Source organism: Corynebacterium aurimucosum (genome assembly GCF_030408555.1).
GTDB lineage: Bacteria > Actinomycetota > Actinomycetes > Mycobacteriales > Mycobacteriaceae > Corynebacterium > Corynebacterium aurimucosum.
The window spans coordinates 2,203,714-2,222,562 of sequence record NZ_CP047048.1 but is presented as its reverse complement, the minus strand read 5'-3'; the positions used below and the strand labels follow the sequence as shown (position 1 = coordinate 2,222,562).

Annotated in this window: 21 protein-coding genes, 1 tRNA gene and 1 pseudogene; 17 read left to right on the top strand and 6 right to left on the bottom strand. The window is 60.2% G+C overall.

Features of this window, described 5'->3' with window-relative positions; all coding sequences use genetic code 11:
• Positions 1-25: 25 nt before the first annotated feature.
• Together CAURIM_RS10545 and CAURIM_RS10540 are read right to left on the bottom strand one after the other, a co-directional pair.
• On the bottom strand, positions 26-1,378 hold the full coding sequence (locus CAURIM_RS10545; protein ID WP_070443364.1) for a nicotinate phosphoribosyltransferase: 1,353 nt from the start codon (positions 1,376-1,378) through the stop codon (positions 26-28).
• Positions 1,379-1,419: 41 nt separating this feature from the next.
• Complete coding sequence (locus CAURIM_RS10540) at positions 1,420-1,998, bottom strand: spore germination YkwD domain-containing protein (protein ID WP_070711196.1); 579 nt, start codon at positions 1,996-1,998, stop codon at positions 1,420-1,422.
• A gap of 88 nt (positions 1,999-2,086) precedes the next feature.
• Between CAURIM_RS10540 and clpS the strand changes: the two genes are divergently transcribed.
• The 8 genes from clpS to rdgB all read left to right on the top strand — a co-directional run bounded on the left by clpS (position 2,087) and on the right by rdgB (position 7,633).
• Positions 2,087-2,422: an ATP-dependent Clp protease adapter ClpS gene (gene clpS / locus CAURIM_RS10535; protein ID WP_012715272.1), complete on the top strand. Its 336-nt coding sequence runs from the start codon at positions 2,087-2,089 to the stop codon at positions 2,420-2,422.
• A gap of 4 nt (positions 2,423-2,426) precedes the next feature.
• On the top strand, positions 2,427-2,963 hold the full coding sequence (locus tag CAURIM_RS10530; RefSeq protein ID WP_070711197.1) for a DUF2017 domain-containing protein: 537 nt from the start codon (positions 2,427-2,429) through the stop codon (positions 2,961-2,963).
• A 22-nt stretch (positions 2,964-2,985) separates the two neighbouring features.
• Entirely contained in the window at positions 2,986-3,930 is a 945-nt protein-coding gene (locus CAURIM_RS10525) for a P1 family peptidase (protein WP_201829501.1), read from the top strand.
• A gap of 13 nt (positions 3,931-3,943) precedes the next feature.
• Positions 3,944-4,666: a rhomboid family intramembrane serine protease gene (locus tag CAURIM_RS10520; protein ID WP_236659387.1), complete on the top strand. Its 723-nt coding sequence runs from the start codon at positions 3,944-3,946 to the stop codon at positions 4,664-4,666.
• A complete protein-coding gene (murI, locus tag CAURIM_RS10515) occupies positions 4,666-5,442 on the top strand; it encodes a glutamate racemase (protein ID WP_070443374.1) in 777 nt (258 codons plus the stop codon). Before CAURIM_RS10520 ends, murI begins: the two co-directional genes overlap by 1 nt.
• A gap of 67 nt (positions 5,443-5,509) precedes the next feature.
• The gene (locus tag CAURIM_RS10510; protein WP_070443376.1) at positions 5,510-6,277 is read left to right on the top strand and encodes an MBL fold metallo-hydrolase; all 768 of its coding nucleotides are present in this window, start codon (positions 5,510-5,512) and stop codon (positions 6,275-6,277) included.
• Positions 6,278-6,299: 22 nt separating this feature from the next.
• Positions 6,300-7,028: a ribonuclease PH gene (gene rph, locus CAURIM_RS10505; RefSeq protein WP_201829185.1), complete on the top strand. Its 729-nt coding sequence runs from the start codon at positions 6,300-6,302 to the stop codon at positions 7,026-7,028.
• Entirely contained in the window at positions 7,022-7,633 is a 612-nt protein-coding gene (rdgB, locus tag CAURIM_RS10500; protein ID WP_070711202.1) for an RdgB/HAM1 family non-canonical purine NTP pyrophosphatase, read from the top strand. Before rph ends, rdgB begins: the two co-directional genes overlap by 7 nt.
• 139 nt (positions 7,634-7,772) lie before the next feature.
• Here the strand turns inward: rdgB and CAURIM_RS10495 are convergent.
• A tRNA-Leu gene (locus CAURIM_RS10495) sits at positions 7,773-7,854 on the bottom strand.
• 143 nt (positions 7,855-7,997) lie between these two features.
• On the opposite strand from CAURIM_RS10495, the gene CAURIM_RS10490 reads away from it, so the two are divergent.
• From CAURIM_RS10490 to CAURIM_RS10480, 3 genes are read left to right on the top strand one after another with little or no spacing between them, the layout of a single operon-like run.
• Positions 7,998-8,393: a hypothetical protein gene (locus tag CAURIM_RS10490; protein WP_070645924.1), complete on the top strand. Its 396-nt coding sequence runs from the start codon at positions 7,998-8,000 to the stop codon at positions 8,391-8,393.
• Positions 8,393-8,749 carry a DUF3817 domain-containing protein gene (locus tag CAURIM_RS10485; RefSeq protein ID WP_070711203.1) on the top strand — a complete coding sequence of 119 codons (357 nt, stop codon included), beginning with the start codon at positions 8,393-8,395 and terminating at the stop codon, positions 8,747-8,749. The genes CAURIM_RS10490 and CAURIM_RS10485 overlap by 1 nt, the downstream gene beginning before the upstream one ends.
• A 6-nt stretch (positions 8,750-8,755) precedes the next feature.
• Complete coding sequence (locus tag CAURIM_RS10480; protein ID WP_070730005.1) at positions 8,756-9,361, top strand: hypothetical protein; 606 nt, start codon at positions 8,756-8,758, stop codon at positions 9,359-9,361.
• Positions 9,362-9,421: 60 nt separating this feature from the next.
• On the opposite strand, the gene CAURIM_RS10475 is transcribed toward CAURIM_RS10480, so the two are convergent.
• Entirely contained in the window at positions 9,422-11,344 is a 1,923-nt protein-coding gene (locus CAURIM_RS10475; protein ID WP_070730002.1) for a solute carrier family 23 protein, read from the bottom strand.
• 355 nt (positions 11,345-11,699) lie between these two features.
• Between CAURIM_RS10475 and pflB the strand changes: the two genes are divergently transcribed.
• The 5 genes from pflB to CAURIM_RS10450 all read left to right on the top strand — a co-directional run bounded on the left by pflB (position 11,700) and on the right by CAURIM_RS10450 (position 17,529).
• Positions 11,700-13,811, top strand: coding sequence for a formate C-acetyltransferase (gene pflB / locus CAURIM_RS10470; protein ID WP_201829187.1), 2,112 nt, complete (start codon positions 11,700-11,702; stop codon positions 13,809-13,811).
• Positions 13,812-13,846: 35 nt separating this feature from the next.
• Positions 13,847-14,098 carry an autonomous glycyl radical cofactor GrcA2 gene (gene grcA2, locus CAURIM_RS10465; protein ID WP_039676708.1) on the top strand — a complete coding sequence of 84 codons (252 nt, stop codon included), beginning with the start codon at positions 13,847-13,849 and terminating at the stop codon, positions 14,096-14,098.
• A complete protein-coding gene (gene pflA, locus CAURIM_RS10460) occupies positions 14,099-14,968 on the top strand; it encodes a pyruvate formate-lyase-activating protein (protein ID WP_201829189.1) in 870 nt (289 codons plus the stop codon).
• 4 nt (positions 14,969-14,972) lie between these two features.
• A complete protein-coding gene (locus tag CAURIM_RS10455) occupies positions 14,973-16,223 on the top strand; it encodes an alpha/beta fold hydrolase (RefSeq protein WP_201829191.1) in 1,251 nt (416 codons plus the stop codon).
• A gap of 106 nt (positions 16,224-16,329) precedes the next feature.
• On the top strand, positions 16,330-17,529 hold the full coding sequence (locus CAURIM_RS10450) for an SPFH domain-containing protein (protein ID WP_070711208.1): 1,200 nt from the start codon (positions 16,330-16,332) through the stop codon (positions 17,527-17,529).
• Positions 17,530-17,589: 60 nt separating this feature from the next.
• Here the strand turns inward: CAURIM_RS10450 and CAURIM_RS10445 are convergent.
• Positions 17,590-17,745 (bottom strand): annotated as a pseudogene (locus CAURIM_RS10445) (ABC transporter permease subunit); the annotation flags it as partial.
• Between the two features lie 127 nt (positions 17,746-17,872).
• Complete coding sequence (locus CAURIM_RS10440) at positions 17,873-18,640, bottom strand: HNH endonuclease family protein (protein WP_070443400.1); 768 nt, start codon at positions 18,638-18,640, stop codon at positions 17,873-17,875.
• Positions 18,641-18,677: 37 nt separating this feature from the next.
• Here CAURIM_RS10440 and CAURIM_RS10435 point away from each other — a divergent pair, with 37 nt between their 5' ends.
• Positions 18,678-18,848, top strand: a complete 171-nt coding sequence (locus CAURIM_RS10435) for a hypothetical protein (RefSeq protein ID WP_201829193.1) — start codon at positions 18,678-18,680, stop codon at positions 18,846-18,848.
• The last annotated feature ends 1 nt before the right edge of the window (position 18,849 follow it).

Genomic DNA, 18,849 nt, shown 5'->3' with positions numbered 1-18,849 from the left:
TAGTCGGTCGCCTTCGCCGTGCTTCTTAAGAGCCGAAGCCAACGAAGCGGGTGGGAACCGCAGGCTCGTCGCGGGTGAGCGCTAGGCCTTCCCATGGCAGGGTGGTGATGGCCTGAGCCAGATACTCGCGGGATTCTTCGAGGGTAGGCAGGTTGTCGAGGATTTCGCCGTCGCGCATGAGCGGTACCGTCATCTCGCGGGTGCGCAGCGTGCCCGTGTCTGGGTCCTCGGCGGAGAAGGGGAGCACGAGCTCCTCGACGGCCACCCCCGAGGAACGGTAGGTGCGCAGAGAGCGCTTAGCCCCGCCCTGCGATTTCTTCGAGGAGGAGCGCTTGGCTACTGGGTGGCCATCAACCTCGACGACCTTGTACACCATGCTGGCGGTTGGCGCGCCCGAGCCAGTAACCACTGAGGTACCCACGCCATAGACATCGACGGGGTCGCCGCGCAGGCCGGCGATGGCAAACTCATCGAGGTCGGAGGAGACCACGATTTTGGTGTTGTGGTTGCCCAAGTCATCGAGCTGCTTGCGCACGCGACGGGTGACCGCGGCCAAATCACCAGAGTCGATGCGCACGCCGCCCAACTCGGGGCCGGCGACGCGCACGGCGGTTTCTACGCCCTTGGTGATGTCATAGGTATCCACCAACAGGGTGGTATCGACGCCGAGCGTTTCGATCTGCCCGCGGAAAGCCGCCTCCTCGTTGGGGGTGCCGTCCTCGTTGACGTGCGCCAGCGTCCACGCATGCGCCGCAGTGCCGGAGACCGGAATGTCGTAGCGGTAGCCGGCTTCCAGGTTGGAGGTGGCCTGGAAACCTGCCAGGTAGGCGGCGCGGGCAGCGGTCACGGCAGCGTATTCGTGAGTGCGGCGCGAACCCATCTCGATGATGGGGCGGCCATCTGCAGCCACCACCATACGTGAGGCCGCAGAAGCCACTGCGGAATCGGAATTCATGATGGACAGAATCACCGTTTCCAGAATCAGGCATTCACCAAAGGTTCCGCGCACGGTCAACAGGGGCGAATTGGGGAAGTAGAGCTCACCTTCGCGGTAGCCATCGATGTGTCCAGAGAAGCGGTAATTGGCCAGGTATTCCTTGGTTTCTGCATCAAGGAAGTCCATCTCTGCCAGTTGTTGGGCGGTAAAGCGGAAGTCCCGGACTGCGCGAAGTACGCGTTCGGTGCCGGCCACGACACCATAGCGCCGCTCGTTGGGGAGGCGGCGGGCAAATACCTCGCAGGCCACTTGGCGGTGCGCGGAGCCATCGCGCAACGCTGCCTCCAACATGGTCAGCTCGTATTTATCCGTAAGGAGAGCCGTAGAACGATCGCTAGGTCCGAACCCAGAATCCTGGGTGTTGTCTGAGATAGTAGTCACATCGAAGATGCTACTCAGGGAGCTCTGAAAAATCAGCTCTTCTATTCCTCAAGCTGAATGACAACGTAGACCTCACCGTCGTTATAAGCCACTCCAACGGCTGCAGTGGACATCCGGCGATCCCGCAAAGCAGCCACATGGTCGGGAGAAGCAAGGAAGGCTTCCATGAATTGATAGCCGCTAGCCTCCTCCAAGGGCAGGTGGTGCTGAACCATCTGCACATTTTCTTCGGCCGAGTCTTGCGTCTTGGTGACGGCGTTGCACTCTGCCTTTTCGCGGGCTGCGGTTTGGCGGTCGATCCAGGGCACCAGTGGGGCTTGGCCATCTTCCTTGCGCCACTCGTTGAGCCCCTCCATGAGCTCCTCTTGGATGGTGGCGAGCTGGCGTTGGACGGGAACGTCGGGAAGCTCGTAGTCGCACGCCTCCGACGTCGGGGGTTCCGCATCCGTCGAGCTGCCGTCGTCCGACGGGTTGGTCAGGCTAATCACGGCAGTGACGAGCGTGCCGCCGAGGACGAGCACGGTGAGGATGCGCTGCAGGAGGAGCACGACATCCTCCTTCGCCGGTTGGCGTCCCGCGAGAATGTCAGTAACGGCTGGGGGAAGGGTGAAAGAATTCATCGGTGCCACCTGGAAACGACAATCAGGTCAGAAGTTGATGACAGTATAACCGCTCGCTACCGGAAAAAATTTGGCTAGGGTAGAGGACATGAAAGCGCACAAAGAAACGTCCGCGGGTGTGGTTATGAGTTCGCCCATGGCCACCCCGGAGCTGGATGAAGCGATTGAGGTCGACGTCGCCACGAGCGAAAACCTGCCGTGGATGTGCATTGTTTGGGATGACCCAGTCAACCTAATGAGCTATGTTTCCTACGTGTTCCAGACTGTGCTGGGCTATGACAAAAAGCGCGCCAACGAGCTGATGATGCAAGTCCATACCGAAGGTAAGGCGGCAGTCTCCTCAGGTGAGCGTGACAAAGTCGAAGCCGATGTGAAGAAACTGCAAGTCGCCGGCCTGTGGGCCACGATGCAGCAGGCAGGATAAGAGTATGCAGGCTTGGAAAAAGAAAAAGTCCTTCATGCGTGGCGCGAAATACACGACTATTTTCGAGCCCATGGAGCGCGAAGTTTTAGGTGATCTCACCGCAACCGTCTCCGAGGCCATCATTGCCCGCGCACAATCGGCCCCCAAGGATGAGTTGGCGGACATGCTCGACATGCCCACTGGCCACACCGAAGCACCGGAGGATCCATCGCTGGCTCGCCTTTTCCCCGACTTCAAAAAGGCAGGGGATGAAGAGTTCGACGGCGATAATTCACTGCTGCGCTCGCTGCACGAGAATGACATCGCGCGCGCCAAGCTGGAAAACCTCCAAGTGATTAACACCGCGCTGGGGCCCACCGGCGGGGTAGAGGTGGCTATCAGCGAGGAAGAAGCACATGCCTTCCTCGCCGGGCTCAATGACCTGCGCCTCTTCATCGCCACCGGGGACGTGCCGGAGGATACCCCTGGAGCGGACCGCGATACGCTCGTGGAATGGCTGGCGTTCTGTCAGGATTCGCTGCTCAACGTCATCATGGATTAGCACCGTGCAGACTCTCCCCGACATGGGCTTTTCTGTCGGTCACGTCACGCGTGAGGACACCGGCGTCACCGTCGTTTACTGCGGTGAACAAGGAGCCGTGGCTGGCGTCGATGTGCGCGGCGGAGGCCCCGGCACCCGCGAGACGGATCTGCTGGAGCCGCACAACACGGTTGAGCGCGTTCATGCTCTTGTCCTTGCAGGCGGTTCGGCCTTTGGGCTGGCAGCAGCGGATGGTGTCATGCGCGGGCTTGAGGAAGCGGGAATTGGTTTCCCCGTCTTTGGGGAGGAGATCCCCGGCCCCCGCGTGCCCATCGTGCCAGGCGCGGTCATTTTTGATCTGCTCGCCGGCCCACAGTGCCCCACGGCGGAGGATGGTCAGGCGGCTCTACGCGCCGCGTTGGCAGGGCACGACGCTACGAGCGGCAGCGTGGGCGCAGGCACCGGCGCCTGCGCAGGCAAGAACAGAGGTGGGGTGGGGACCGTGCTTATCGATGTCTCCCCGTTCACCGTCGCCGCGGTTGTTGTAGCCAACCCGGTGGGGCAGGTGATTGATGCTGAGACTGGGCGTTTGTTTGGCGCACCGGACGCGCCGGCCGTCGACGCTAAGCGGTTTGCCGCGGCCCGCAGCCTGGCTGAATCTTTCGCAGAGGCTTCTCAACTAAACACCACCATTGGCGCGGTGTTGACCGACGCCCCGTTAACCAAGGCCCAAGTAAAACGTCTTGCTTTAGCGGGCCACGACGGCATTGCCCGGGCGGTTCGCCCGGCGCATTCCCCACTGGATGGGGATACGCTTTTTGCCGCCGCCTCCGGAACACAACCTGCAGAGCAGGGGATCGGCGCTGCGGAGTTGGCGTCGTTAAGCGCCGCCGCTGCCGACGCAGTGGAGGCAGCCATCGTCGATGCCGTGGTGAGCGCAACCCCGGGGCTGGGTTTGGAGGCGTATTCCTCGCTGCGCGCTTGCTAAAGTTGGAGTCATTATGACGACGAGTGGACCTTTTGGCCAGCAGCATTCGCATGGGCCCAACCCCTTCCGGCCCCGCCCGGCAGCCCCCGGGGCGGGGCAGCAGCCTGTTCTCAACACGGGGGATTCGAAGAATTACACTCGGGCTGGACGCTTGAAGACGGCAGCGTCTTTAACGGTGGGATTCCTAGTCGTTGAGTGGGTTATCCACATCATCAACTTCCTGTTTTTTGGCAGCGAGCTGGGTCAATACGGCATACGCCCACTGGATTTTAATGGCATCTGGGGGATTTTCACCGCTCCGCTACTCCACGCGAACTTTGAGCACCTCATCGGAAATTCACTGCCCGGTGCCGTCTTTTGCTTCCTGATCGGCCTCTCAGGCCGCAAGGCATGGTGGGAAGTTACCATCATCGTGGTACTCATCGCTGGCATCGGCACCTGGCTGTTGGGCGGGCCGGGGACCTCGCATATTGGTGCCTCGGGCATGGTGTATGGCTGGCTGGCCTACCTCATCGTTCGGGGAATCTTCAACCGTTCCCTGGGTCAATTTCTCGTCGGCGTGGGGTTGGGCTTTGCCTATTCCGGTCTCATCTGGGGCGTGTTGCCTATCTATGAAGGAGTCAGCTGGCAGGGGCACCTTTTCGGTGCCATCGGTGGCATCGTCGCGGGAATGGTGATCACCTCCGATGACCCGATTAAAAAGGTTAAGCCCGTGCCCGAAGGAGTAACGCGCTAATGCCTGATGCAACATCTCCCATCGGGATTTTTGACTCGGGCGTGGGTGGCTTGACCGTTGCGCGTACCATCATCGAGCAGCTTCCCGACGAATCCATTATCTACATCGGCGATACCGCCCATGCGCCCTATGGCCCGCGCTCCATCGCCCAAGTGCGTGAGCTGTCCACCGCGATTGCCGATGAGCTCGTGGAGCGCGGCTGCAAGATGCTGGTGATTGCCTGCAACACCGCGACGGCCGCCTTTTTGCACGACGCCCGGGAGCGCTATGACATTCCGGTCGTGGAGGTTATCCGTCCGGCTGTACGCCGTGCCATCGCCACCACCCGCAACGGAAAAATTGGCGTGATCGGCACGGAGGGCACCATCAATTCAGGTGCTTATCAAGATCTTTTTGCCGTCAATCCGAATGTCGAATGCGAGGCGGTGGCCTGTCCTGATTTCGTGAATTTTGTCGAGCGCGGCATTACGGCTGGGCGCCAGATCCTTGGCGTGGCGGAGGGCTACCTGGCGCCGTTGCAATCGGCGGGCGTCGATACGCTCGTTCTTGGCTGCACACATTATCCGCTGCTGACGGGCGTCATCCAGCTCGCCATCGGAGATAACGTCACGTTGGTGTCTTCGGCGGAGGAGACTACGAAGGATGTCCTACGTACCCTCACAACCACGGACATGCTCGCCCCAGCGGGACAGGTGCCCACCCGCAGTTTCGAGTGCACCGGTGATCACGCGGCCTTCGAGCTCTTAGCCACGCGTTTCTTGGGACCCAAGATTTAGTCCTAGTGAAGATGTACAATCGACCCAAATCCCGCATCCCCCGTTGTTTCGTGGAACTATTGAACGCATGAAGCTGACCATCCTAGGCTGTTCCGGCTCGGTGCCCACCGTGGGTAATCCGGCCTCTGGCTATCTCTTGTCTTTCCCCTCTGCTCCGTCCATCATCATGGACTTGGGCCCGGGTACGCTTGCACGCCTGCAGGAACTTCAGGATCCTTGCGATGCACACGTGGCATTAACTCATCTTCATGCCGATCACTGCCTGGACTTTCCGTCTTTGATGGTGTGGCGGCGCTTCCACCCCACAGCACCCGCGGCGTCCCGCAATTTCTGCCTCGGGCCCAGTACTACCGAAACCCACCTGGGCCGCTTGTCCTCTGATGCTCCGGACGGGGTGGATGACATGAGCGATACGTTTGCGTTCAGCCCCTGGGTGGACCGCGAGCGCCAGCTTGTTGACGATGTCTATATCACCCCCTTCCGCACAGTTCACCCGGTCGAGACATACGCCTTGCGGGTCGAACACACTAAAACCGGTGCAACCTTGTGCTATTCAGCTGATTCGGCTTATACGCCCGCGCTCGTCGAGGCTGCCCAGGGCGTGGATGTTTTCCTCTGTGAGGCCGCTTGGGGCGAGACCTCGGAGGACAAGGCCCCGGATATGCACATGTCGGGGGCAGAAGCTGGACGCCTGGCGCGCGAGGCAGGCGTGAAGAAGTTGGTGCTCGTTCACCTGCAGCCGTGGGGTGATGCTGCGGCAACCTATGAAGCAGCGGCCCGTGAGTTCGACGGTGAGATCGTCGTCGGTGCCGCCGGTATGGAGCTCGACTTTTAGCACGCGCGGTAGGGTAGGAGGCATGACTGATTTCACTCGTGCCGATGGTCGCGCGCTCGACCAACTCCGTAGCGTCCGCATTACCCGCAACTTCACCACCAATCCGGCTGGGTCGGTCTTGGTGGAGTTCGGCAACACCCGAGTTATGTGCACGGCTTCCGTGGAATTTGGGGTGCCGCGCTTTAAGAAGGATTCCGGCGAGGGCTGGTTGACGGCCGAGTACGCCATGTTGCCTGCGGCCACCCACGATCGCATGCCGCGCGAGTCGATGAAGGGCAAGGTCAAGGGCCGCACCCACGAGATTTCCCGGCTGGTGGGGCGTAGCCTGCGCGCAGCGGTTGATCTCTCCGAGCTGGGGGAGAACACCATCCAGCTGGATTGCGATGTGCTGCAAGCAGACGGCGGCACACGCACGGCGTCGATTACCGGCGCGTATGTGGCGCTGGCTGATGCGATTGCTTACCTCAAGGAGGAGGGCGTCGTCCCGGGCGAGCCGCTGCTGGATCCTATTGCCGCTGTTTCCGTCGGCATCGTCGACGGTCACGTGTGCCTCGACCTGCCCTATGAAGAGGACTCCCGCGCGGAGGTTGATCTCAACGTGGTGATGCAGGAGGGCGGAGACTTCGTCGAGATTCAGGGAACCGGTGAGCACGGCCTGTTCGGCCGCGCGGAGCTTAACGACATGTTGGACGTGGCCCAGGCAGGTTGCGCCCAGCTTATCGACGTTCAAAAGGCGGCCCTCGGATGGTAAAACTCCTCGTCGCTTCGAATAATGCCAAGAAGCTCAAGGAGCTGGAGAAGATTCTCGCTGATGCCGGCATCGCGGGCATCGAACTGCTCCCACTGTCCGCAGTGGAAACCTACCCGGAGCCTGTGGAAGACGGCCGCACCTTTGCCGATAACGCGCTGATCAAGGCGCGCGCCGGGGTACAGCACACCGGATTGGCCACGATCGCGGATGATTCTGGCCTCGCGGTGGAAGAACTCAACGGCATGCCGGGTGTGCTCTCCGCTCGGTGGTCGGGCGGCCACGGAGACGATGAAGCGAATAACCAGCTGCTGCTAGGACAGATGTCCCATGTACCCGCTGAACGTCGCGCGGCTGCCTTCGTGTCGGTCTGCGCGCTGGTGACCCCGGATGGGCAGGAACACGTGGTGGAGGGCCGCTGGCCAGGCGCCTTGCTCACCGCCCCACAGGGCGAAAATGGCTTTGGTTACGATCCCCTCTTCCAGCCCGAAGGCGAATCCCGCTCTGCCGCGGAGATGTCCCCGGAGGAGAAGAACGCTGTCTCGCACCGCGGCCGCGCGCTGGCGCAGCTGCGTGAACCCCTAGCGGCGCTTGCCGGCCAAGCCTAAGCATCCGCCGGGCCATGACCGCAAGCCCCGGCAACAGCCAAGCCGTGACCGCAATCCCGGTATCCGCGAGCTGGGCTGGCTTGCCGAGCGCTGTGACGACAAGACCCCCGCACGGAAACCGCGCGGGGGTCTGACTATGTGCGCCCGGTGAGACTTGAACTCACACGTCATAAGACACTAGAACCTAAATCTAGCGCGTCTGCCAATTCCGCCACGGGCGCGGATTTAGTTGCTGCGGAGCACTCTTGACTCTGCGCAACGTTCACTAGCCTACAGGGCAGCAGCCCATAGACGGAAATCCACTTTTCCGGGCGTGGTGGGTAGGCTGTTGAGAGTGAGCACCAACCCAGCACCGAAAAAGCGGATGAAGGTTCGATGGTGGCACATCGTCCTCATCGTGATCTTTGTCGTGCTCTTTTTATTCCTTGCTTATTGGCAATGGACGCGGTTCCGCTCCGGTTCGGGAACCTTCCAGAACTTGGGATACGCCTTCCAATGGCCGCTGTTCGCGGTATTTGTTGTTTACGCTTACCGCACTGCCATACGCTACGAGAATGAGCGAATTGATGCCGAGAACGAAGCACTCGAGCGGGGAGAAGAGCCAGCCCAGTATGAGGCAGAGAGCGTGCGCGCGGCCAAGGAGCACACCGCGACTAAAATCGACGAAGATTTCCTACCGTCTCGCCCACAGATTGATGTGGACACCTTTAACGCTATGAACAAGCAGCGCCGCCGTCGCGGCACTGAAGAGGAGTATTAATGAGCAACTCAGTCAACAACGCTGTCCATCCTGACCGCCAGGCGCGTATCCGTGGCCCGCTGAAGTTCTTTTCCATTGCCGCCACTATCACCGGTATTTTTCTTCTCATTCTTGTTGCGCGCATGATTCTGCAATACGGCGTGGGGATGGAGATGCCATCCTGGGCCACGCTCATCGCCCAAGCACACGGCGTGGCCTACATGGTCTACCTCGTGTCCATCCTGGTCCTCGGTCCGCGTGCCATGTGGCCGGTAAGCAAGCTTTTCACCACGGCGCTTGCCGGCGTTGTTCCATTCCTGTCCTTCTGGATGGAGCACAAGCGCCGCACTGAAGTTATTCAGCAGTTCCAGCTGTAGGTAGGTATGACGAGCCGCAAACTGAGCACCACACTTATCGCGATTGTGGTGCTTCTTTCACTCGCTTGCGCTGGCTTGGGTGTGTATGCCGTACGCCAGCCGAACGAGATTTATAGCGCCCCAGTTCAGTCCACTAATACTCAGGTGGTCAACGCAGTCGAACGTGAAGAGCAAGTGGTGTTGCTCAGCCTGGGTATCCAGGGGCTGGCGGAGAAATCCTCTGTCGGCGAAGTATTTGGTGTACGCGTCCCGTGGACCGACCGCACCCAATTTGTGCAGTATTCCTACAAAGCCAAGCTCGGTATCGAAGGCAAGGATGTGCGCGTCACTGAGACCGGCGAGCATGCCTACACGGTCCATATCCCGGACTTCATTTTTATCGGGCATACCGATGAAGAGTTTAAGACCGCAGTGGAAGATAACGGCGTGCTCAGCTGGACCACCCAGCCACTCGACGCCGCCTCGACAGTGTCAGATGTCCTCAGCGCCGATAAGAAGCGCAAGGACATCAACGACAACCGCGAGCTCCTGCAGGACCAAGCCCGCAGCTTTTATGAAGGCATCATTCGCGGAGTAGATCCTGAGGCCCAGGTCACCATGGAGTTCAGCTAATCCTCACTCTGAGTGCCCTCTTTCGTGGAATGAACTACATCTACGTGGAATGAACTACGTTCATTCCACCTCCGTGAACTTGCGGTCCCAATAAGCCCGCACCGGGTTAGCGTCCGCAAGGAGGATATCGAAGCGGTCATTGGCAATCTCGATGATTTCGCTCAAGACCACGCGCTGTTCCAGCTCATCCGAGTTGGACAAGCGGCGCACGCCCGCATCGATGACGCGATCGGCCGAGTCATTGGTGTCTAGGTACGCCACAAATGGCATGTCGAAGCGTTCGCGGTAGGCCTGTGAGACGTCGATAAGCTGCTGTGTCTGAACGTCGTCGAGGTCATCCAGAGCCAAGGAACCGCGGTCAGCAGAGATAGTGGCGGCGGTGTCGGAATCGGCAAGCAGTAGCTCATCCATCGCGGGGTAGTCGTGGATCAGGGCACGGCGCTGCTCGCCGGGGGCAGTGAGGACCGTGACCTGGATTGCTTCGCGCAGCTGGCTGACATCTTGGAAGGGGCGCAGCTCCCAGGCAGCTTCGAGCGGCCAGGTTTCGTTGTTGAAGAGCGGGCGCAGCGCACTGACGAAGCTGTCGCGGTCCATGTCGTTGAGCTCCTTGAGCGAGACGCCGGCGCCGTCGAGACGGCTGACATCATCGCCAGACTGCGAGCCGACGTGGAAGAACAGCAAGTTGAGCAAAATCGCCGTGATAGCGCCGATGGACATTCCGGAGGAGACAAAGATCTGCGCCCACTCCGGGAAGGCGGTGGCCACGTCCGGCTTGAAGGTAACGAGCATGGCCAGTCCCAGCGCGGTGGTAACGATGGCGGCGTTGCGGCCATCAGTAATGTCTTCCTTCGCAATGGTCTGCAGGCCCGCCCACGCAACGTTGGCAAACAATGCGAGGGAGGCGCCGCCGAGCACCGGGGAGGGAATAGCCGCCACAACAGCTGCGGCCTTGGGCAGCAGGCCCAGAATGATCATGAAGCCCGCTGCGGACACGGCTACCCAGCGGGATTTCACACCAGTCAGGCGAACCAAGCCGACGTTCTGCGCGAAGCAGGTGTAGGGGAAGGAGTTCATCACGCCACCAAGGGTGGTGGAGAGACCATCGGCGCGAATGGCGCGCACCACGTCATCGCGCTTGATGCGCTTCTTCACAATCTCACCGGTGGCGAAGACATCGCCGGTGGTTTCCACCATGGTGATGATCATGACGATGATGAGGGAAAGAATCGCCATGATGTCGAACTTCGGCATACCGAAGTAGAAAGGTGTTGTCATACCGATGGCATCGGCTTTACGCACGCCGTCAAAGGACGTATCGCCCAGTGCGAAGGCCACGCCAGTACCGATGACCAAACCAAGCAGCACAGACAGAGTACCCAGGAAGCCGCGGAAGAAACGCTGCACGATGATAATGATGGTGAGCGTGCCGAAGCCATAGAGCAGATCGCGTGCGGCCGGAACCCCGTCCGCGTAATTGACAAAGTCATTTGCTGAGACCGCCAGCAGCGACGTGCCCATCACCAGAAGCACGGTGCCGGTGACAATTGGGGGGAAGTACTTGAGCACGCGTCCAAAGACCGGCGCAGCAAAGAAAGTAAAGATACCGGCAGCAATAATCGCGCCATAAATCGTCGGCAGCGGCTGGTCGCCAGCGCTCATGCCGATGGCAATGATCGGGCTTACCGCCGTGGTGGTCACACCCTGGATGATGGGAAGGCGGACACCGATGTGCTTGCCGACGCCCACCGCCTGGATCAACGTCGCCAGACCACAGGTCAACAGGTCTGCATTGATGAGGTGAATCGTGGTGGCCTCATCGAGGCCCAAGGAACCAGCGATAAGCAGTGGCACGATGACCGCGCCGGCATAGAAAGCGAGAACGTGCTGGAGTCCGAGTGCCGCCAGCTTGGGCGCCGGCGGGACCACATCAACGGGGTGGGTTGGGGCAGTGGCAGGGCTAGCGGTAGCGGCGGTGTGAGACACGCAAAGAGCTCCTTGCTGAAGGGCGAGATGAGGATACTGCGCATAACAATAGAGTGCGGCGCGGACAGGCACCAAGAACTCGCCCGAAAGGTGTGGGAAAGGCCACGTCAGGGGGTGATTTACCCCCGCATCCAACCGTACGGCCGTTACCTATGAGAGAGCTGACCTGTGTGGTGCTAAAACCAGCCCGTTCGGTGGCGCGGGGCACGCATGTGCCGATGTGAGGTTATGCGTTTGTCCCCCTACTATGGGCTACAGAGAGGGGTTCGGTGACGATACGTGTTGACCGAATTGCCCGTGAGCCGAAGTCACCTACAACCCTTCTGCGACTAAGTGTTTACGCGTCGTGTGAACTATGAAGGGAGTCAATATAGTGACCACCGCAACGGAACAGTCTGTGCAGTTCGAGGCATGGAAGGGCTTTGAGCCCGGCCCGTGGACTGAAAACATTGACGTTCGTGATTTTATCCAGCGAAACTACACCCCCTATGACGGGGACTCTTCCTTCCTCGCTGGGCCCACCGAGAAGACGCAGCGCGTGTGGGATCATTTGGAGAAGAACTATCTTTCCGTCGAGCGCCAGAAGCGCATCTTCGATGTGGATACCCACACCCCGAGTGATATCGATGCTTTCCCGGCTGGGTATATCTCCGAGGATGATGATGTCATCGTCGGTCTGCAGACGGATACTCCGCTCAAGCGCGCCATGATGCCCAATGGTGGATGGCGCATGGTCAAGCAGGCCATTAAGGAAGCCGGCAAGGAAACCGATCCGGAGATCGAGAAGATCTTCACGCGTTACCGCAAGACCCACAACGATGCGGTCTTCGATATCTATACCCCGCGCATCCGCGCAGCGCGTTCCTCCCACATCATCACCGGCCTGCCGGATGCTTATGGCCGCGGCCGCATCATCGGTGACTACCGCCGCGTGGCTCTCTATGGCGTGGACTACCTCATCGCCGAGAAGGAAGCATCCAAGAGCGCGGTGGGAGACCTCGGTTTCTCCGAGCACTGGGCCCGCTACCGTGAGGAGCACGCCGAGCAGATCAAGGCCCTGAAGAAGCTCAAGATCATGGCTGAGTCTTATGGCTTCGATATCTCGAAGCCGGCGAAGACTGCCCACGAAGCAGTGCAGTGGACTTACTTTGGCTACTTGGCCTCCATCAAGTCCCAAGACGGTGCAGCGATGTCCATCGGCCGCCTTTCCGCCTTCTTCGACTGCTACTTTGAGCGTGATTTCGCCGCAGGCATCCTCACTGAGGAAGATGCCCAAGAGATCATCGACCAGCTGGTTCTCAAACTGCGCATCGTGCGCTTCCTGCGTACCGAGGACTATGACCAGATCTTCTCCGGTGACCCGTACTGGGCAACCTGGACCGATGCAGGCTTCGGTACGGATGGCCGCCACCAGGTCACCAAGACCTCCTTCCGCCTGCTGCAGACCCTGATTAATCTGGGCCCATCACCGGAGCCGAACATCACCATCTTCTGGGATCCGCAGCTGCCGGCGGGCTACAAGGAATTCTGCGCCCACATCTCGATTGAGACCTCCTCCATCCAGTACGAGTCCGATAAGCAGATTCGTGACCAGTGGGGCGATGACGCCGCGATTGCGTGCTGCGTGTCCCCGATGGCCGTCGGCAAGCAAATGCAGTTCTTCGGTGCCCGCGTGAACGCCGCCAAGGCCCTGCTTTACGCCATCAACGGCGGTCGCGACGAGGTCAGCGGCAAGCAGGTTGTGGATGGCTACGAGCCTATCCAGGGTGATGGCCCGCTCGACTTTGACGAGGTCTGGCAGAAGTACGAGGAGATGCTGGACTGGGTCGTCGGCACCTACGTTGAGGCCCTGAACATCATCCACTACTGCCACGACAAGTACGCTTACGAGTCCATTGAGATGGCGCTGCACGATTCCGATATCGTGCGCTCCATGGGCTGCGGTATCGCCGGCCTGTCCATCGTGGCTGACTCGCTTTCCGCCATTAAGTACGCCAAGGTCTACCCGGTGCGCGATGAGACCGGCCTCATCGTGGACTACAAGACGGAAGGTGACTTCCCCTTCTACGGCAACGATGATGACCGCGCCGATGATATCGCCGCCACCATCGTCCACACCGTCATGGCGAAGATTAAGGCCATCCCGATGTACCGCAACGCCATTCCGACCCAGTCGGTGCTGACCATTACCTCCAACGTGGTCTACGGCAAGGCAACTGGTTCCTTCCCGTCCGGCCACGAGGCAGGTACCCCGTTCGCCCCAGGCGCTAACCCGGAGAACGGCGCGGATAACCACGGCATGGTTGCCTCCATGCTGTCGGTGGGCAAGTTGGACTACAAGGATGCCCTCGATGGCATCTCACTGACCAACACCATCACCCCATCCGGATTGGGCCGCACCCCGGAGGAGCGCATCACCAACCTGGTGGGCGTCCTCGACGCCGGCTTCATCATGGATTCCGAATAGACCACTTCCACACCACTTCCCAAGGAGAACACATCATGGCAACCCCAACTTTTGACGAGCGCCTCGCCACCATGAAGGCCAACCGCACCGCCAACAACATGGACTCGGGCCTCTACCACGCCAACATCAACGTCCTGGACAAGTCCACCTTGGAGGACGCCGTTGAGCACCCGGAGAAGTACCCGAACCTCACGGTCCGCGTTTCCGGCTACGCGGTGAACTTTGTGAAGCTCACACGCGAGCAGCAGCTGGACGTTATCTCCCGCACCTTCCACCAGGGTTCCTAAATGGCAGATGGCATTACCGGCGTCGTGCGTCTTTCTCCTGAAGAAGGGGAGAAGGTGCGCGGCGCCGCCGCCGGTTTAGGAACGGACAACGACCTCGACGGTTTTACCCGCTCGGAGCTGATGCAGGCCCGCCGCTCCGGCGATGTCGCGCTCGTGCATTCTTGGGAGCTGGTTACGGCTGTTGATGGCCCCGGAACCCGCATGACCATGTTCATGTCGGGCTGCCCGTTGCGCTGCCAGTATTGCCACAACCCTGACACCATGGAGATGAAGGTTGGCACCTTGGAGCGCATCGAGGATGTGGTCAAGCGCGTCAAGCGTTATAAGCCCGTCTTCAAGGCTTCAGGAGGTGGTCTGACTTTGTCGGGTGGCGAGGCGCTGTTCCAAATCGCCTTCACCCGGCGCCTGCTCAAAGAGGTCCATGACGCCGGTATTCATACGACGATTGACACGTCGGGATACCTAGGCTCACGCGTGCGCGATGAGGACATGGACAACATCGACCTGGTTCTCTTGGACGTCAAGGCTGGTGACGAGGAGACCTACAAGGAAGTCACTCGCCGCGAGTTGCAACCCACGATCGACTTCGGTGACCGTCTCAATGAGATGGGCAAGCCGGTGTGGATTCGCTTCGTGGTCGTCCCTGGCCTGACAGACTCCCCAGAAAACGTCGCCAACGTTGTCAAGATTGTCTCCCGCTGGAAGAGCAACGTCGAGCGCGTCGAGGTCCTGCCTTTCCACAACATGGGCGCGGACAAGTGGCGCGAGTTGGGCTATCCCTACACTCTCGAGGACACCAAGCCGCCGAAACCGGAAGATGTTGAATCTATCCGCGATGCGTTCCGCGAGGAGGGTTTCGTGGTCTACTAGAAGCATGAAACGCTTCGGCCACACCATCAAGGAACACACCATCACCGTCCCCTGGGACTATGACAATCCCGCCGCGGGGGAGTTCGAGCTCTACGCCCGGGAAATCATCCCGCCCGGCGGTGAGAATTACCCAGCGCTGCTCTATAACCAGGGCGGGCCGGGTTTTCCCGCGCCAAGGCCGACGGGTGCTTCCGGACTCATCGGGAAGGGCTTGGAGCGCTACCGCTGGATCCTCACGGACCAGCGCGGCACGGGTCGCAGCCACCGCATTGATGAGCTGAGTCCTGCCGAGGACCGCACCGCACAGCGCTTGGCCCAACTGCGCCAGGAAAACATCGTGCGCGATGCCGAACACCTGCGTGAGCACCTGGGGGAGGAGTCCTGGGATCTCTTTGGTCAGTCCTTCGGCGGCTTCATCATCACGGCCTATGCTTCGATGTTCCCGGAGTCTATCGGCCGAGCCTTCCTCACAGGTGGCCTTCCTACCCTGGCCAAGGGTGCAGATGATCTCTACCGCACGACTTTTGCCAAGCTCAAGGTGCGTCACGAGCGTTTCTATGCCCAGTTCCCGTGGGCTAAAGCGCGCGTCGAGGAAATCCTCCACCACCTAGACAACTCGGAGGAGCTACTTCCGACAGGGGAGCGCCTGTCTGCGCGCCGCTTCCGCACTATCGGAATTGAGTTGGGGCGCGGCACTGGCTTCGATTCTTTGGGCTACCTGCTGGAGGAACCTTTCCGCACCGTGGGTGGGGAGAAGCGCTTGCGTTCGGACTTCCTCAACGACGTCGGAAGCCGCGTGAGCTTCCAGGCTGGCCCGCTGTACGCGGCCATCCATGAATCTATCTACGGTGGCGTCGGCGGCCAGGCCGTCACCGGCTGGGCTGCGCACCGCATGCGTGAGGAGTTCCCCGAGTTCGCCGAGGATGGTACCTATCTCACTGGTGAGCACATCTTCCCCTGGCAGTTCGATGAGGATCCGGCGCTGCGCCCCTTCAAGCAGGCCGCCGAGGAGCTCGCCGCCCACGAGTGGGCAAGCTCTCCGTATGATGCGGCCGTACTTGCCGCCGCACCCGTTACCGCCTCCGCCGCCATCTACTTGGACGATATCTTCGTGCCCTTCGAAGACTCCCTGGCTACAGGAGAGACCTACCGCGACTTGCGCCCAGTGGTGACCAACCGCTTCCAGCACAACGGTATTGGTGAGGACGGCGCGGGGATTTTGGGCGAGCTCTTCCGCGCGGCTGATGAGCGATAAGAGTGCTCCGAGAGCTCTCGGGGAATGTTCTTTCTCGAGATGTGGTGGTGGTCACCGTATGGCACACTGGTTAGGAAAACCTTAACCGAGCAGAAAGGATAAGCCTATGGCCGGTCTCATCGTCATTGGCGTGATTCTCCTCATTATTATTGCCACTGCCTTCGACGGTTTCTTCATCGTCCGGACGAAGGAGGCCGCCATCATTGAGCGGATGGGTAAGTTCGTGAGCGTTGCTCACGCGGGCTTGCACTTCAAGGTGCCTTATGTCGACCGCGTGCGCGCCAAGATTAGCCTGCAGATCCGTCAGCTCGATGTCATGGTGGAAACCAAGACCAAGGACAACGTCTTCGTCCAGATCCCCGTTGCCGTGCAGTACGAGGTAGTTCAGGGCAGCGAGCGTCAGGCTTTCTACACCTTGTCCAACCACGAGCAGCAGATCGTGGCCTATGTCCAGGACAACGTCCGTTCCTCCGTGGCGAACATGAACTTGGATGATTCTTTCTCTTCCAAGGACACCATCGCCCGCAACGTAGCGATGTCCCTGCGCGATAACATGGCCGCCTACGGCTGGAACTTCGTTAACACCCTCGTTACCGATATTCGCCCGGATGCCCGCGTGCGCGAGTCCATGAACTCTATTAACGCCGCACAGCGTGAGCGCGAGGCTGCCGTGGCGCAGGCAGAAGCTGAGAAGATCCGTGTGGTCAAGGAAGCCGAAGGTGCGGCCGAGGCCAAGAAGCTGCAGGGCCGCGGTGTGGCTGACCAGCGTAAGGAAATCGTCGAAGGTATTGCCCAGCAGTACGAGTTGCTGCGTGCTGCCGGTGTGCAGGAGAACCCCGAGACCCTCATGCTGGTCTCCCAGTACCTTGACGCCATGGTGGACGTGGCCGACCGCGCCCACACCAATGTGCTGTACATGCCGTCTAACCCGGGCGGCATGCAGGATCTCTTCGGCGGTATGCGCGATACGCTGCTGTCCACTAACGCTATTAACGAAGCCCCGAAGCCGAAGATGCCGGCCGGCGAAGCAAAGCACAGCCGCGAGGATGCCGCCACGGAGCGTCGCCGTCGTGAGGAACAGGAGCGCCGCGAGCGGGATGAGCGTGCCCGCCGCGATGCTGAGATGATGGAGCAGGCGCAGCGCGCACAGCAACAAGCACAGGAGCACGTACAGAACGCACAGCAGGGCCAGGGCTTTGGTCAGTTCTCGGGTTTCCCGGCCCCGCCGCAGGGCAATAACCAGCCGCAGAGCGCGCGCGACTACTTTGATCAGTTGCGCAATCAGCTCAACAAGGGCAATAACTAAGCACATTCAAAACCACATGAAGAGGGCCTTTCCGCAGCTTGGGAAGGCTCTCTTTTCGTTGCCCTTCCACGCGAAGATGGTCAACATCATGATGGCGCCGGTGAAGATGTCGGGAACGGAGAAAGCAACGGAGGTCGCAACCGGAATGATGGAAGTGCGCAGGGCGTGCTTGCGAATGGCTTGGGAACGGGTCAGGCCCTTTGCCCGTGCAGTGCGCCCCGGAATTCCGATCGTGGAAAACTAAGCTCCAGCGTTAGGTGCGGATGAATATTATGCGCATAATTTCGGGGGTAGCCGGAACGCACCCGCAACGCTTAAAACACATTAAGGGGGATAGAAATACTCAGCAGGCGTGCAGCAGCCGACTGAGTGCATCCTTTTCTGCCTCCGTAACCCAGATTCCATAGGTCGCTTTTACCTCGACGATGCGGCGCGCATATTCACAGCGAAAACCTTTGTTAGGCGGCAGCCACGTGGCGGCATCACCAGCGCCTTTCTGCTGGTTGAGAGGACCGTCGACGGCAAGGAGGTTGCGTGGATCATTGGCAAAGTTGCGGCGCTTCTCCGGTGACCATTGCTGGGCGCCTTTCTGCCAGGCGTCGGCCAGCGCCACAACGTGATCGATCTGCACCGCGCGTGAGGTCTGCGCCCCGCGCTGAAACTCAATGTCCTGGCCCGAATAAGGGTCGTGCAAAACCCCGGACAGCGCCACACAGTCGTGGGTGCCTTCCTTGAGCACGAGGCTTTCCGGATCCAGATCCCTGCGGAGGATGTCGTTGCGGGTATCGCAGCCGTTGTGTCCGAAGTCCACCGTCACATCATCGGACCACGCTTGGCCGAATTCCTCACGCTCATAACCGGTCATGGGAGCGCGGCCTTTGACCTCCAAGGAATTCAAGGCGGCGAGTGTTTCGGCGATCTCCGGCGCGGGAGCGGCCTCTTCGGACTGTTCTTCTGTAGGTCCCTCCTGGACCGGCGCCGCTGCCGTTGTGGCGCTGGGCTGCTCGAATGGGGGATCGGCTGGGGCGGGAAGGAAAAGGCCCACAGCCACCAGTGCGGCTATCGCGGCGTTAAGTAGTGCGGCGATGAAGAACGGGGTACGAGTGGCCATGACGTAGTGATCCTAGTGGGTAGAATCGGCACACGGTATGAGTATCGATATGTTCTTTGACGAGTACCTTGCTGAACGCGGCTTGCAGCGCTCGGCCGAGGTTGTCCCAGACCACGCCTTCCAGGTCTTTTCTGATATTCCTGAGTCGAAGGCCCGGTCTTCCCTCGATGAGGCCGCGCAGCTTGTCGCTCGCGCTTTGGGGGAGTAGT

Excerpts from the sequence above, each read along its gene's own strand:
- CAURIM_RS10510 (WP_070443376.1), top strand. The coding sequence starts at position 5,510 with ATGAAGCTGACCATCCTAGGCTGTTCCGGCTCGGTGCCCACCGTGGGT.
- CAURIM_RS10540 (WP_070711196.1), bottom strand. The coding sequence starts at position 1,998 with ATGAATTCTTTCACCCTTCCCCCAGCCGTTACTGACATTCTCGCGGGA.
- CAURIM_RS10530 (WP_070711197.1), top strand. The coding sequence starts at position 2,427 with ATGCAGGCTTGGAAAAAGAAAAAGTCCTTCATGCGTGGCGCGAAATAC.
- CAURIM_RS10490 (WP_070645924.1), top strand. The coding sequence starts at position 7,998 with ATGAAGGTTCGATGGTGGCACATCGTCCTCATCGTGATCTTTGTCGTG.
- pflA (WP_201829189.1), top strand. The coding sequence starts at position 14,099 with ATGGCAGATGGCATTACCGGCGTCGTGCGTCTTTCTCCTGAAGAAGGG.
- CAURIM_RS10525 (WP_201829501.1), top strand. The coding sequence starts at position 2,986 with ATGGGCTTTTCTGTCGGTCACGTCACGCGTGAGGACACCGGCGTCACC.
- CAURIM_RS10485 (WP_070711203.1), top strand. The coding sequence starts at position 8,393 with ATGAGCAACTCAGTCAACAACGCTGTCCATCCTGACCGCCAGGCGCGT.
- CAURIM_RS10440 (WP_070443400.1), bottom strand. The coding sequence starts at position 18,640 with ATGGCCACTCGTACCCCGTTCTTCATCGCCGCACTACTTAACGCCGCG.
- murI (WP_070443374.1), top strand. The coding sequence starts at position 4,666 with ATGCCTGATGCAACATCTCCCATCGGGATTTTTGACTCGGGCGTGGGT.
- grcA2 (WP_039676708.1), top strand. The coding sequence starts at position 13,847 with ATGGCAACCCCAACTTTTGACGAGCGCCTCGCCACCATGAAGGCCAAC.
- CAURIM_RS10520 (WP_236659387.1), top strand. The coding sequence starts at position 3,944 with ATGACGACGAGTGGACCTTTTGGCCAGCAGCATTCGCATGGGCCCAAC.
- rph (WP_201829185.1), top strand. The coding sequence starts at position 6,300 with ATGACTGATTTCACTCGTGCCGATGGTCGCGCGCTCGACCAACTCCGT.
- rdgB (WP_070711202.1), top strand. The coding sequence starts at position 7,022 with ATGGTAAAACTCCTCGTCGCTTCGAATAATGCCAAGAAGCTCAAGGAG.
- CAURIM_RS10435 (WP_201829193.1), top strand. The coding sequence starts at position 18,678 with ATGAGTATCGATATGTTCTTTGACGAGTACCTTGCTGAACGCGGCTTG.
- CAURIM_RS10450 (WP_070711208.1), top strand. The coding sequence starts at position 16,330 with ATGGCCGGTCTCATCGTCATTGGCGTGATTCTCCTCATTATTATTGCC.
- CAURIM_RS10480 (WP_070730005.1), top strand. The coding sequence starts at position 8,756 with ATGACGAGCCGCAAACTGAGCACCACACTTATCGCGATTGTGGTGCTT.
- pflB (WP_201829187.1), top strand. The coding sequence starts at position 11,700 with ATGAAGGGAGTCAATATAGTGACCACCGCAACGGAACAGTCTGTGCAG.
- clpS (WP_012715272.1), top strand. The coding sequence starts at position 2,087 with ATGAAAGCGCACAAAGAAACGTCCGCGGGTGTGGTTATGAGTTCGCCC.
- CAURIM_RS10455 (WP_201829191.1), top strand. The coding sequence starts at position 14,973 with ATGAAACGCTTCGGCCACACCATCAAGGAACACACCATCACCGTCCCC.